This window comes from Scytonema sp. PRP1 (assembly GCF_036697665.2).
Taxonomy (GTDB): domain Bacteria; phylum Cyanobacteriota; class Cyanobacteriia; order Cyanobacteriales; family Nostocaceae; genus Kalymmatonema; species Kalymmatonema gypsitolerans.
This window is the reverse complement of the sequence record NZ_JBAHYJ020000114.1, coordinates 23,975-36,247: the sequence shown is the minus strand read 5'-3', so window position 1 is coordinate 36,247 and position 12,273 is coordinate 23,975. Positions and strand designations below refer to the sequence as shown.

Annotated in this window: 12 protein-coding genes and 2 pseudogenes; 4 read left to right on the top strand and 10 right to left on the bottom strand. The window is 41.0% G+C overall.

Annotated features, from left to right (window positions below):
- Positions 1 to 4 precede the first annotated feature (4 nt).
- Complete coding sequence (locus V5G28_RS31415) at positions 5 to 169, bottom strand: hypothetical protein (RefSeq protein ID WP_332995169.1); 165 nt, start codon at positions 167 to 169, stop codon at positions 5 to 7.
- 337 nt (positions 170 to 506) lie between these two features.
- On the opposite strand from V5G28_RS31415, the gene V5G28_RS31410 reads away from it, so the two are divergent.
- Both V5G28_RS31410 and V5G28_RS31405 read left to right on the top strand, forming a co-directional pair.
- On the top strand, positions 507 to 686 hold the full coding sequence (locus V5G28_RS31410; RefSeq protein ID WP_073626669.1) for a chlorophyll a/b-binding protein: 180 nt from the start codon (positions 507 to 509) through the stop codon (positions 684 to 686).
- A 78-nt stretch (positions 687 to 764) separates the two neighbouring features.
- The gene (locus V5G28_RS31405) at positions 765 to 944 is read left to right on the top strand and encodes a high light inducible protein (protein ID WP_073626670.1); all 180 of its coding nucleotides are present in this window, start codon (positions 765 to 767) and stop codon (positions 942 to 944) included.
- A gap of 163 nt (positions 945 to 1,107) precedes the next feature.
- Here V5G28_RS31405 and rpoD read toward each other — a convergent pair whose 3' ends face one another.
- Both rpoD and V5G28_RS31395 read right to left on the bottom strand, forming a co-directional pair.
- The gene (rpoD, locus tag V5G28_RS31400; RefSeq protein ID WP_096566664.1) at positions 1,108 to 2,283 is read right to left on the bottom strand and encodes an RNA polymerase sigma factor RpoD; all 1,176 of its coding nucleotides are present in this window, start codon (positions 2,281 to 2,283) and stop codon (positions 1,108 to 1,110) included.
- Positions 2,284 to 3,268: 985 nt separating this feature from the next.
- Entirely contained in the window at positions 3,269 to 3,499 is a 231-nt protein-coding gene (locus tag V5G28_RS31395; protein ID WP_332995161.1) for a hypothetical protein, read from the bottom strand.
- Between the two features lie 581 nt (positions 3,500 to 4,080).
- Between V5G28_RS31395 and V5G28_RS31390 the strand changes: the two are divergent.
- Together V5G28_RS31390 and V5G28_RS31385 are read left to right on the top strand one after the other, a co-directional pair.
- Positions 4,081 to 5,162, top strand: a pseudogene (locus V5G28_RS31390) (transposase); the annotation flags it as partial.
- Positions 5,163 to 5,214: 52 nt separating this feature from the next.
- A pseudogene (locus V5G28_RS31385) lies at positions 5,215 to 5,552 on the top strand (transposase); the annotation flags it as partial.
- An 83-nt stretch (positions 5,553 to 5,635) separates the two neighbouring features.
- Here the strand turns inward: V5G28_RS31385 and ssuC are convergent.
- The 7 genes from ssuC to V5G28_RS31350 all read right to left on the bottom strand — a co-directional run bounded on the left by ssuC (position 5,636) and on the right by V5G28_RS31350 (position 12,022).
- On the bottom strand, positions 5,636 to 6,436 hold the full coding sequence (gene ssuC / locus V5G28_RS31380) for an aliphatic sulfonate ABC transporter permease SsuC (protein WP_332995155.1): 801 nt from the start codon (positions 6,434 to 6,436) through the stop codon (positions 5,636 to 5,638).
- A gap of 319 nt (positions 6,437 to 6,755) precedes the next feature.
- The gene (locus tag V5G28_RS31375) at positions 6,756 to 7,346 is read right to left on the bottom strand and encodes a class I SAM-dependent methyltransferase (RefSeq protein ID WP_332995153.1); all 591 of its coding nucleotides are present in this window, start codon (positions 7,344 to 7,346) and stop codon (positions 6,756 to 6,758) included.
- Positions 7,310 to 7,600, bottom strand: coding sequence for a methyltransferase (locus V5G28_RS31370; RefSeq protein WP_332995149.1), 291 nt, complete (start codon positions 7,598 to 7,600; stop codon positions 7,310 to 7,312). The genes V5G28_RS31375 and V5G28_RS31370 overlap by 37 nt, the downstream gene beginning before the upstream one ends.
- A gap of 39 nt (positions 7,601 to 7,639) precedes the next feature.
- Positions 7,640 to 8,809 (bottom strand): sulfonate ABC transporter substrate-binding protein, encoded by a 1,170-nt coding sequence (locus V5G28_RS31365; protein WP_332995146.1) that lies wholly within the window; start codon positions 8,807 to 8,809, stop codon positions 7,640 to 7,642.
- Between the two features lie 12 nt (positions 8,810 to 8,821).
- A complete protein-coding gene (locus V5G28_RS31360; protein WP_332995144.1) occupies positions 8,822 to 9,685 on the bottom strand; it encodes a TauD/TfdA dioxygenase family protein in 864 nt (287 codons plus the stop codon).
- 190 nt (positions 9,686 to 9,875) lie between these two features.
- Positions 9,876 to 10,967 carry an aliphatic sulfonate ABC transporter substrate-binding protein gene (locus V5G28_RS31355; protein ID WP_332995142.1) on the bottom strand — a complete coding sequence of 364 codons (1,092 nt, stop codon included), beginning with the start codon at positions 10,965 to 10,967 and terminating at the stop codon, positions 9,876 to 9,878.
- 263 nt (positions 10,968 to 11,230) lie between these two features.
- Positions 11,231 to 12,022 carry an ATP-binding cassette domain-containing protein gene (locus tag V5G28_RS31350; RefSeq protein ID WP_332995140.1) on the bottom strand — a complete coding sequence of 264 codons (792 nt, stop codon included), beginning with the start codon at positions 12,020 to 12,022 and terminating at the stop codon, positions 11,231 to 11,233.
- Positions 12,023 to 12,273: the final 251 nt, after the last annotated feature.

Genomic DNA, 12,273 nt, shown 5'->3' with positions numbered 1-12,273 from the left:
ACGACTAAGCGTGGACGGAGGCTATGCCCACCCTACTAATACTTTCATCTAACGGCGCGATCGCCCCTTGCGCAGCTAACAGTTGTGGCATTTGAGCTACACCAACCTGTGCAATCAGTAACGGAAGTAGTAGGAAGCATGTCTGTTTGAACTTTATTTCTGGTTTCATAATGCTTAAACCTTATTTAAAAAAGGGTAGAGCTCAGTACAACTCCTCATTAATAGGGGTCGGAAATCAAAAGTATGCCAAAACTGGGGAACAAGGGTCTAAAACCCCACCGTCACTTGCGGTGCTTACAATTGGTTGGGATTTGCCCAACCCCAACGAACATGTCATAGCTGGCCTCTGCCCTCAGCATAGATGCCTTCTTCAATTAGCGGAAAATAAACTATAAGTCAAAAAAATCTAACAATCTTATAAAAAAGATGACACTTCTTAAAGAAGTTTGTTATATTTGTTTACATAAGGTAACAGACCTTAAACAATTCAGTTTGGAGTGCCGACGATGACAAACGCAACAAAAGTTACTGCTCCCGTAATCGAAGATCGCAATGCTTGGCGTTGGGGTTTCACACCTCAAGCAGAAATTTGGAACGGTCGCTTGGCAATGATTGGCTTTTCAGCAGCCGCTCTGATTGAACTGTTCTCTGGTCAAGGTTTCCTACACTTCTGGGGCATTCTGTAAGTTTTAAGACTACGGATTGCTTGTAAATAACTAACTAAAAGTAACAAAACTTAGGGAATTCTCTTTGGAGTGCCAACCATGACAAACGCAACAAAAGTTACTTCTCCCGTGATCGAAGATCGCAATGCTTGGCGTTGGGGTTTCACACCTCAAGCAGAAAATTGGAACGGTCGCTTAGCAATGATTGGCTTTTCAGCAGCAGCTTTGATTGAACTGTTTACTGGTCAGGGTTTCCTACACTTCTGGGGTATTCTGTAAGTTGTAAGACTACGGATTGCCTAGCACTAATAGATAAATGAATAACTAAAAAACCTGGAAGTCGCTAGTACCTCCAGGTTTTTTAGTGTCTTTGTTTTTTTTCGCGCTTATGAGTCATTTGTCTAAAACTCATAACAAATGACTCATGATTAATGATTAATAATTAACGGATATACTCCTTGAGAACGCTGTTGCGATTCGGGTGACGTAACTTACGAAGTGCCTTCGCTTCAATTTGACGAATTCGTTCGCGAGTCACATTAAAAATTTGTCCAATTTCTTCTAAGGTCTTCATGCGACCATCATCCAAACCGTACCGCAGTCTGAGAACATCACGTTCGCGAGGACTGAGGCTGTCGAGGACTTTTTCCAAGTCTTCCCGTAGGAGATTTTTGGAAACTTGGTCTTCTGGGGTTTCCCCATCCGATTCAATAAAATCACCCAGTCGAGAGTCTTCTTCTTTCCCAATAGGCGTTTCTAGTGAAATCGGCAACTGTGCGGATTTAGCAATAAACCGCAGCTTCTCGATGGTCATTTCCATACGAGTAGCAATTTCTTCCTCGGTGGGTTTGCGACCCATTTCTTGAGAAAGCAGCTTAGTCGTTTTCTTAATTCGGGAAATGGTTTCGTACAGGTGAACCGGAAGGCGAATAGTCCGGGATTGATCAGCGATCGCACGGGTGATTGCCTGACGTATCCACCATGTTGCGTATGTAGAAAACTTGTAGCCTTTTTCGTGGTCAAACTTTTCAGCGGCGCGAATCAAACCGAGACTGCCTTCTTGAATCAAGTCTTGGAAAGACAAGCCTCGATTCATATACTTTTTAGCAATTGAAACTACAAGGCGCAGGTTAGATTGCACCATCTTGTCTTTCGCTCTGCGACCAACATGCAGCCGATAGCGAAATTGTGGCAACGGTATTTGTACTGCCTCTGCCCATTCACTGTCCTTAGGTTCACGAGCTAACTGCTGTGCAAGTTTTTCGCGTACTCGCTCTAATTCCAGTAAGTCGGCAATCTTCCGTGCCAATTCAATTTCTTCGTCTGCACGAAGCAGGCGAATTCGACCTATTTCTTGTAAGTAAAGACGAATCGAATCCTCGGTGTAATGCTTTTTCTTAGTTTGAGTCCGACGACGCGATTTAGCGGCTTTCCCAGACTTTGCGTCGTCCTCATCAGACTGAGGCTCTAAAAATTCATCGAGTTCGCCCTCATCGCCTGTCAGCAAGTCCTCTTCGTCATCAATCAAGAGTTCTTCTAACTCAATCTCAGGCTGATTCATTATTTCTAGCTCATCAGGCTGATATATGTTTTCGAGTACGTTGTTAGCCTGGTTCATGCCGCGTTCCTCATGCTCCTTGCAGAATCAATTACTTAAGATGTGTTTGCCGCTCTTAAAGTGAGCTATTTACCAACAGAAAACAGGGTTTTTGGTTATTTTGCCTAAGATTTTGTTGGAATTTTGACACCTTCCTTATGGAGTTTTACCGTGTAAGGGCAGGCTCCTTGAAGGGAAATTCCTATTCTTAGTCAACGCCATCTATGTTGCCGAGCAACATCCGTTTTAACTAGCTGGTCTAAAAAAGACTCCGGACTGCTAAAAAAATTTACTACTCCATACAAATGAATATGACTGTTGGGAGATTCTTTTGTAAAGACTGTTCCGATTGTAGCCTGTTTCACAGAAATTGCACTGTCTTTGTGTGCTAACTATGAACTCATTAAGCAACTTTAAGCGTATTCTACGAAAGTTAAGACATTGAAAAAGACACCTATCCTTTTGTATTTTCTCCAAAACTTTTTGGAATTGCAGTGGTATTCTCATTTCAATTAATGTTAAGTACACCTGCTGACATCTCATTCAATGTATTACGTAGAACAATCTTTACTTAGAAACAGCATATCTTTTGCCTTCAAGTGATAAAAAATGCGTATACCAATTTTTACACTTTCTTCACAAGTTACTGAGTGGAGTTCCGTTCGCCATATCACGAAAACCTAGTCACAAAAGACTTGTTTAGGGCGGCTTTGTGCTTTCTTCCATTAGGCGTAGCATAGGCACCATGAATGCAAATTGAATAACGGTCGTTTTTTGCTCTCACTTAACTTTGTTCTACCAATTCCCTTAACTTAGGAGTCAAGACTTTAGCAGAATCAGCTAAATGGGTAAGCAACTTTTCGATCTAGCCAGTCTGGTCTTAATCACACGTTAGCGCACTGTTGAAATTTCCACCTTATGAATCTTGACAAACTTTTCTTATTCTATACAAAGCTATTTTAATCAATTCAAAAAGGATTTGACAGTTAAGACTATCGATATTAACCTACTTAACGCCCAATTTCATAAAACGAATGCAAAATATACTATAGCCTGCTACAGGGCGCTGGAGAAACATATTTAACAAGACCACCTGGGAGTTCATCGCCATCGTCTGATAAGTTTGGCTAATAGTAGCACCCCCTTTTTGCTTGCTGGCAATGTTGGGAAAATGGGATGAAGTTGAGCGTGGGCATTGCACAGGGGTAGAGCGACCATCGCCGGCAAGCGCTTGCATAAAGCAGCTTTTCGCAAGATATTGCGGTGGCAAGTCAGATAAAGCTAACAACAATATACGGATATACTTTGCATTAACTCGGGTACAAAAGTGTCACATATTATACTTTTATATTGAAAAATCAACTATCGTCTCAAATTTGAATAATAAACAATTTTTATAATTGGAAGAAGTAACTTTCAATATTTTCTATCTAAACTTTATAAGCTAGATTGCCAAAGTTTTTAGTAGGGGTGCAAGGAGCGAAGACATACAGCCCTACACTGTAATTAAAAAATCACTGCCTTGTTTGTTTACTTATATCTTGCACCTGTAGGGGGAAACCACAGATCAGCGAATCAAAAGGCAAAAGTGTAACAAGGGGAAATGAAATAGGCTTAAGTAGTCTTTAGTTATTAAATTATCTCAAAGTATTAGTGTTATTTCCTATAAATCCTCAGAGAGTTATCAACCAACCCCTTTAAATTAAAATGATTATCATTGCTCGATTATCATTGTTTTTAAAAGCGCTAACCTTTGTTTTTTAGGAAAGTGGTTGCATTTGCAATCTGCCACCAAAACGTGAGAGAAAAGGGCGTGAAATGCATAATCCTTCAGCAAGAACAATGTTTACAATTCTTGCCCACGCCCAAGAGCTAGTGTATAACCTATCGTCGTTAATGCCGACACAGTACGAAAAAGATAACCTGGAAGCAATGTTAGGGCTGTTTTTAGAAGCTCAAGGACATCCGCTACCACACCACAGTCAAACCAAGTCTGCAAGCGCTTTAAGCCGATTTTTGAACCAATACCGTTGGTCAACACGGAACGTAATTCGCACCGTTCGTCACTGCATACTTCAACAAGTCTTATCTTTTTGCCCCAAAGGGCGCAGACCATGTTTACAGGTGATTATTGACCTCACGGCTCTTGAAAAATGGGGAAAATTTCCGGAATTTGAGCATTTAATCTCGGTTTACAACGGTAAACGAGGATTACATCTCGTAGTAATGTATTTGGTCGTTGGACGGTGGCGTATACCCTGGAGTTTTCGCGTTTGGCGAGGCAAAGATACCACTTCACCTGCACTGTTAGCTCTAAAACTAGTTAAATGCCTGCCTCAAAATCTGACCAAACACTTTCCTGTGATGATTTTAGCGGATACAGCTTTTGGAAGTGCAGAATTTCTCTATGAGATTCGCAAGCTGAAATATCATGCCGTCACAGGTGTACGTTGTGACCGTCAGTTAACTGATGGACGCATTTTGCACGTTTACATAAACGTGGTCAACAGGTACGCTTTGTCGGTTTAAAGTTCCCTGTATCTGTTACCTGGTACTACCTCAAACGTGATGATGACAAATTGGAAAAACGTTTTGTTTTGTCCACTAAACCCCTCAAGGCAAGCACTATCAGTTGGTGGGGTAAGCGGCGTTGGCAGATAGAGGGGTGGTTTAAAACTGCAAAACACCGTTTCGGTTTGCATCGCTTTGGTCAAGGCACTCTACTTGGTGTGTACCGCTGGTTAGTATTATCATTGATTGCCTACATCCTGGCACATTGGGCTTACTTATCATTTTCTGATCCTGATTTGCCCGACTGGGGAGAAGCTGCTCAAACTGCACTTGAATTTATCTTCCCACAAATACTTGTGTCTCTACTTTTACTTGATATCGAACGTTTGGCTCCTCTTGCACGTAGTCACGGTTTTGACATTCAAATTTCCAGGTGCAAGATATAAGTTAACTCAGTCCCCCAACCAGCGATTACTGATTTTTTGGGATGGTGCGAGTTACCACCGTTCCAAGGCAGTTCGAGGTTTTTTGGACGAGCTTAATCAAGGTCTGCTAAGCGACCAATGGAAAATACACTGCGAACGCGAGTGCCCCTAATTGCCCAGAACAAAATCCTATAGAGGATATTTGGCTGCAAGCCAAAACATGGGTTCGACGTTTTTGTGCCTTGATTCCTTCATTTTCTCATTTGAAATGGATGTTTGAGTGGTTTATCCGACACACAAACGAGTGATTTTGACACTCTTGCTATGTACGGAGTTTTTTCAAAAATCAAATAGGACTCCTATATTTTATTTTCTTGCAACTCCCTTACGTACTTCTGCCTTCTAAAATTTTTTGATCCATCAAAACGATTTACTTCCTAACTCTTCAAATAGCTAGGATTCCACTGCAACCAGTAGTTTTCTAAAGCTCTAGCAATGATATCTGCTAGCTTGCCAAATAGAGCATATAGTAAGATGCTCAGAACGACCACATCGGTTTGCATAAATTCTCTGGCGTTCATTGCCATATAACCAATACCAGAATCAGCTGCAATAGTTTCAGCAACGATGAGTGTTAGCCACATAATCCCTAACGAAAAACGCACACCTACCAAAATAGAAGACATTGCTCCTGGTAGAATAATCTGCCAAAACAAACCCCAAGCATTTAAACCGTAGATTTTTCCCATTTCAATCAATCCCGGATCTACGCTACGAATTCCGTGAAAAGTATTTAAATAAATGGGAAACATGACACCTAAAGAAACAAGAAATAATCTGGCTTCATCTCCAATTCCAAACCACAAAATTACTAAGGGAATTAATGCTAAATTGGGAATATTACGGAGCATTTGTAAAGACGTATCTAACAATTTTTCAGCTATGGGAGAAATGCCATTAAGTAGCCCGAAACTAAACCCTATACTCCCTCCGACTAAAAAACCAGTTACTGCTCGTGTTGCACTGATAGCGATATTTCTAGATAGTTCGCCTGTTTGAGCTAGATGAATGGCAGCACCAAGAACAGCTAAAGGTGCAGGTAAGATTCTAGTAGGAATTAAGCCAATAGAAGAGAACAACTGCCATAAGATGATTATTAATACAGGTACTATCCAAGGAATCAGTGACTGAACTTGACGGTTCTTAAACAATTTCAAGAGGAATGCGTTTTTTTTCATCGTATGCTTTACTCGAAAAGAGCTAGAATTAGAGAAGGAAACTTTTCATATTTTTTTGTAAAAATTCTTATTTTTTTATGAAATGCTTAGTTGTGGTTAAGACAACTCGGATTTGCTATGAAAATCTGATAAAGGATTCAAAAGAGGCGATGTATTTGGGATATTTTGTAACAGTAAGCGTGGGAAAATGAATTGAGCGACTTGATCGCCTTCTTCTAAGTAGAGAAATAACATACGTCAGTGCAGAAGACTTGACGAATTTTTGCAAAACTTGACGAAGTGCTGATTTGAAATGAAATTTCATTGTGCAACACCTATTTTAAAACTGTTTCCAAGCAGCAAGTACAGTGATAGGTAGCTCTTCGCTAAACTTTCCAGAGGGTTCGACCGATAGAAGAGACTCTCTTAAATCAGCCTCAAATTTCTCACGGTTTTCTCCTAGAAAAGATGGTAGACAGAAAGCCGTAGAGTAGAGATAGCCAAGATATGTGTCTATTGTCCAAGATTGTTGGTATTTGACTTCATACTTGGCTTGACGGAGGAAAGGTGAGTTAGCTAAGATTTCCTCATGCGAAACTTCTAGTGGTTGCCAAAGACCTTTGCCAGCTTGACCTGTGCGTCGCTGTTCACCTAACCAGCGTTTGACAACGGAAATTGCTGTTTTTTTCCAAGGATGATCACTATTCCAAGGGTCTTCGTAGGTTTTGAGAATTGCAAGACCACCGTCGTTAGTGAGTAAGTTATATATGCGTTCCAGGACTAGCTCTCGCTGCATCCAATGAAAAGCACGTCCGATACTTACTAGACGAAATTTAGCTACAGCTAGAGAAATATTTTCTGCCGTGTCTTGTACCCAACTGATATTTGTTGCTCCTACTGCTGCTGCTTGTCGTTGAGCTTCTTGAAGCATATCTGGATCGGGATCGAGACCGATAACTTCAGTAAAGCGATTGCCCAAAGGGCAGTGCGCTTCGCGCGATCGCGTAAAGGAATCGCAATCAAACCAGCACCACAGCCCAAGTCTAGCAGTCTCCCTTGACCATTGAGTTCAAACTTCTGTGTCAGCAAATCAAATAAAACAGGGGGGTATTTAGGTCTGTAACGAGCGTAATGCCAAGCTGCACCTTGAAATAATGTTGGATCGTAGGCAGGAATTGTTGTCATTTTGTCAGTTCCAAATCACATTTTCTTAAGTTTTTAAGGTTATGGAGTCCAAACAGCATCTTTAATTTGTACAGTTTTAGGAATCAACTTGAGTTGAAAAAAGAGGTCTGCCATTTCCTGCTGTTCTTTCACAATTTGGTTATTCATATAAAGCACACCAAAATTGGGCCGTCTTTCAAATGTCCATTCCCAGTTTTCGGCTTTAACACCCGTTGCTGTTTCCAAAATTCTTGCACTTTCTTTTCTATTACGTTTTGCCCACTCTTCATCTTTTTTCTGCTCATCGATAATTGCTTTCACCAACTGTGGTTTTTTGCTAACAAAAGAGCGAGTGGCAATAAAGTATGAACGCTGTTCTGCAACTTTTGCTCCATTAGCAAGAAGACGTACTTGTCCTGTCCGTTCCACTTCTGCATAACGAGGATCGGAAGTGACCCAAGCATCAACATTTCCTCCTTCAAAAGCAGCGCGAGCGTCTGCTGGTAGCAGGTAAACGGGCTGAATAACGTTAAGCGTGAGCTTTGCTGTACCTAACACTTTGACAATTAAATAATGTCCTGCTGTTCCTTTTCCGACAGCTACTTTTTTACCTTTTAAATCAGCAACCGTCCGAATTGAAGAATTTTTTCTAACTAAAATAACCTGTCCTTTCCCATTAGGTAAACTGCTAGCAACATAAGTAACTGGTACACCTGCTGCTTGGGCGAAGATAGGAGGAGGTGCGCCTACAACCCCAATATCAACTGCATTAGCATTCATTGCCTCCATCATAGGAGGTCCTTGAGCAAATTCAATCCATCTTACATTCACCCCTGTAGGAGCAAGTTTTTTTTCTAGGCTACCTCTAGCTTTAATTATGTTTAAAAAAGCTGTTCCTTTTTGGTAACCAATACGAACTTCTGTTTGTTGTTTGGAATTCTGTTTAGAATCACTGGAAACTTGTTCAATTTTTGTGTTTTGTGTGTTTTGGTTTTGGATATTTGGATTATTTGGAGTGCTGTTTGCTTTTGATCCACTACTTGTAAAAGTCGTTGCTATTAGCAGTAAGTAAGGTATTGATGAGAGCGATCGCTTGAATTTGAGTAACTGTGAGCCAGCGCGTGAGGAATCCAGTACTGCACCATGTGCGTGTCCGCAGGACATAGAAGAGTTTCCCGACAGAGGATAAGAGTGTTGGGGTTCCCGAGGTAAACCTGTAATTGCAATCATTTTGCTCCCACCTCAAAACGGACGACTTCCAGCTAAACTCACCCGCCTCATAACTCGGCGCTCATTCGGATCAAATGCTTCCCGGTAATGTAATGTCGCCTGATTATCCCAGTAGACAATGTCACCCACAGACCATTTGTGTTTGTAATAGAATTGGGGTTGATTGAGGTGCTGACGCAACTGTTCGATTAATTCTGCTCCTTCTTGTGGTTCTAAACCCACTACTTCCACTTCTGTGTCATAGTCTAGGTATAAAATCTTTTTGCCACTTTCAGGATGCGTCCGTACCAAAGGATGAGGGAAGACAGGACTAATAAGGGGAATACTTTTATCCAAACGATACTTAGAGCGCGGTGCGTTTCTGTCTCGCAAAAACGGATTGTAAGTAATCAACTCTAAATCAGCAATGCGCTCTTTAGTTGCATCATCTAACGCCTCGTATGCCAAATTAAGATTCAACCAATAAGTATCTCCGCCTTGAGTAGGGACTTCTAAAGCGTAAAGTAGCGAACCACTAGAAGGGTAGGGAGTCCACTTGTGATCCGAATGGAAACCCAGTTCTCCAGTTCCTGTATAGCCACCATCAACATTAGAAATAGGAATGACTACCGGAGTGACTCCTGGTTGAGAAGCTAGCACTGGGATGTCATCTGGTGGGACAAATAAAGAACCAAAATAGAAGGCAAAATTCAATAACTGCTCTTCAGTAAGCTTTTGATTTTTAAAGATTAAGATGTGGTAGTCGCGTAGTGCTTGCTTTAACTGTAAGATGACGAGCGGTGCAACTAATTGGCTAGCATCAAGCCCCGTAATTACGGCTCCCAAAGGTGCATTAAGAGGAGTGATTTTAAATTCAGTCAAAGTTAAAGTAGACATAATTTGATTTTAGTTAAAAATGGTATGTGGGAAAATCAGGATTCATGAAATTTTCTTTATTTTGCCTTGTTTTAGCAAAATGTCTACTAGTTTTTTGCATGAATGATAAGGGCTTAGCTTGGTCAGATTCCCGACTTCGCTTTTGTTTGTCGGGAATCTTGCAGTCTATCAAAGTTCATGCAATGAACCATTACTTTTTAGCAAGCACTTCCTTAGGAGTAATTTCGGCATATTGTGAGGGAGTCAAAAACCCATCTCTCACATTCACTTTCTTGGGAATTAGTCCCAAGCTGTACCATTTATCTGCCACTTCTTGTTGCTTAGTAATAACTTTATCAGTAATCGGTCGTAAATTCCAATCGTATTTACTATGCATTTTTTCTAGTGTAGGTGCATCTATTTGTGTAGCGGAAGTAAGTAATGGTGCAATTTCCTTCGGGTTATTCTTACCCCATATTTCTGCTTTTTGGAGTTCTTCTAAAAAAAGTTTGATGACTTCTGGGTGCTCTTGATAAAACTGCCTTGTTGTTGAGTAGAAGTTTCCAGTATCTCTTAGATTCGCACCATCTATCAAAACACGACCTATTTTCTTCTGTTCAGTTCTGGTTACAAATGGTTCCCAAATAAACCAAGCATCTACTTTTCCTTGACTAAAGGCTACATTGGCATCTGGTGGTGGTAGGTAAACTGATGAAACATCACTCAGTTTCAAAGCTTCCTTTTCTAAGGCTTTAAGTAATAGGTAATGACCTATAGATGCCTTTTGAAAAGCAACTTTTTTGCCCTTTAAATCTTTAACAGTCTTAATAGGAGAATTAACGGAAACTAAAAGCGAAATTGATCTAGCGTTAGTAGAAGTCGTTGCTAAATAAACTAAGGGTGATCCAGCTGCTTGTGAAAAAATAGGAGGTGATTCGGCTGTAGATGCAATATCAAGTCCACCTGCATTTAGAGCTTCTAGCTGTTGTGGTCCAGCCGCAAATTCGGGCCATTCTAGCCTATATCCAAGGGATTCTAATCTTTTTTCGAGAGTACCTTGCTTTTCTAAAACTGCAAGTGCAGTTAATTGTTTAGAACGCACAATTCGTACTACTTTTTTGACAGGTTGCGTTTGGTTCGTATTCGATGCGCCTGCTTGCTCTTGCTGCTGAATTTCACTTGCTGGTTTGTTACAACCAAACAAGGTAAATAGTACAATGCTGTAACCAATAGCAAATAATAAGTAACGACGAGTGATGCGTGGGTTTTTCCAGATTTCAAATCTTGCTTTTAAAGTTTGCATAAATTGGCCTATTTATTGCCATGTTTACTTATGCTAGGGAATTGTCAGATTATTTAAATTAACGAAGCCCAGAGGTGCACCAGAACACAGACCAAGAAAGAACAGAAGGTTTCCTGCTAATGAAAGCGATCAACAATCTCAGTCGCACCTAATGAGTCTAGATTATCCAAGAAGACGGGGGAAATTCCTGGGTATATACATTAGTCTCCACGTGCGCTCAGGCTCCGCTTTCTGTGATAATGTTTTCTGTAAGTTAGTAGTTACTAACTAGAGAACTGATGAACAGTCTCTACCAATTCATGATTGTTTTGCTGTTTACCCATTACCCTTTGTAAAATCCTTTCCACAATCCGAGCAAATACCGCATCTCCTCTCAGTCGTGGACGTGGTAGAGAAATGTCAACATCCATACCAATTTGACCGTCTTCAATCAAGACCACTCGATCTGCAAGTACTACTGCTTCTTCCACATCATGGGTAATTAATATTGCAGTAAAGCCCTGCTCCTGCCATAAACGCTCAACTAATTGCTGCATCTCAATTCGAGTCAGTGCGTCCAAGGCTCCAAGTGGTTCATCTAGAAGCAACAAAGAAGGCTTACTCGCTAAGGCTCTTGCCAACGCCACGCGTTGACGTTGTCCGCCAGAAAGGACGGCGGGCCATTCGTGCGATCGGTCTTCTAAACCAACTTCACGCAAAACTTGCAAAGCAGTTTGCTTGGTGTACACTTTCGAGTTGGAACCTACCAAACCCAACTCTACATTTGCCAGGACTCGCTGCCAAGGTAACAGACGTGCGTCTTGAAACATCATCCGTACCGCCGGATTAATCCGATTATGGGACTCGCCATCCAAAAACACTCCGCCGCCACTCGGCACATCTAGTCCAGCAATCAGGCGTAACATCGTACTTTTACCGCACCCACTGCGACCGACGACTGCTACAAATTCTCCTGGCAATACGTCCAAATTAATACTGTCCAAGACTGTTTTTCTTCCGAAGGACTTCGTCAGCCCTTCGAGTCTTAAATGCATTCCACGCTGTTCAGATTTCATGTCAAAAACCTCCAAAACAAAGAGTTTAGAATCATCACGTCAGTATTACTACTACTGAGTTATGAGTCAAAAAACAGATATAATATGAATGATTTTCTGTTAAAGTTAAGTAAACACAACTTGCTGGTTTCAGGGCAACAACATTTCTAAAACTAAATTTTTTATGCACCTACAGATACTACTTCGCCCTAGTGGGATATCAATTGTTTAAAAACTTAGAGATACAAGGATTTAAACTTGATTAATCTCCT

Coding starts and splice junctions, on each gene's coding strand:
- V5G28_RS31350 (WP_332995140.1), bottom strand. CDS start 12,022: ATGAAATCTGAACAGCGTGGAATGCATTTAAGACTCGAAGGGCTGACG.
- V5G28_RS31375 (WP_332995153.1), bottom strand. CDS start 7,346: ATGCTTCAAGAAGCTCAACGACAAGCAGCAGCAGTAGGAGCAACAAAT.
- V5G28_RS31395 (WP_332995161.1), bottom strand. CDS start 3,499: ATGCAAGCGCTTGCCGGCGATGGTCGCTCTACCCCTGTGCAATGCCCA.
- ssuC (WP_332995155.1), bottom strand. CDS start 6,436: ATGAAAAAAAACGCATTCCTCTTGAAATTGTTTAAGAACCGTCAAGTT.
- V5G28_RS31410 (WP_073626669.1), top strand. CDS start 507: ATGACAAACGCAACAAAAGTTACTGCTCCCGTAATCGAAGATCGCAAT.
- V5G28_RS31415 (WP_332995169.1), bottom strand. CDS start 169: ATGAAACCAGAAATAAAGTTCAAACAGACATGCTTCCTACTACTTCCG.
- V5G28_RS31365 (WP_332995146.1), bottom strand. CDS start 8,809: ATGATTGCAATTACAGGTTTACCTCGGGAACCCCAACACTCTTATCCT.
- V5G28_RS31360 (WP_332995144.1), bottom strand. CDS start 9,685: ATGTCTACTTTAACTTTGACTGAATTTAAAATCACTCCTCTTAATGCA.
- V5G28_RS31405 (WP_073626670.1), top strand. CDS start 765: ATGACAAACGCAACAAAAGTTACTTCTCCCGTGATCGAAGATCGCAAT.
- V5G28_RS31355 (WP_332995142.1), bottom strand. CDS start 10,967: ATGCAAACTTTAAAAGCAAGATTTGAAATCTGGAAAAACCCACGCATC.
- rpoD (WP_096566664.1), bottom strand. CDS start 2,283: ATGAACCAGGCTAACAACGTACTCGAAAACATATATCAGCCTGATGAG.
- V5G28_RS31370 (WP_332995149.1), bottom strand. CDS start 7,600: ATGACAACAATTCCTGCCTACGATCCAACATTATTTCAAGGTGCAGCT.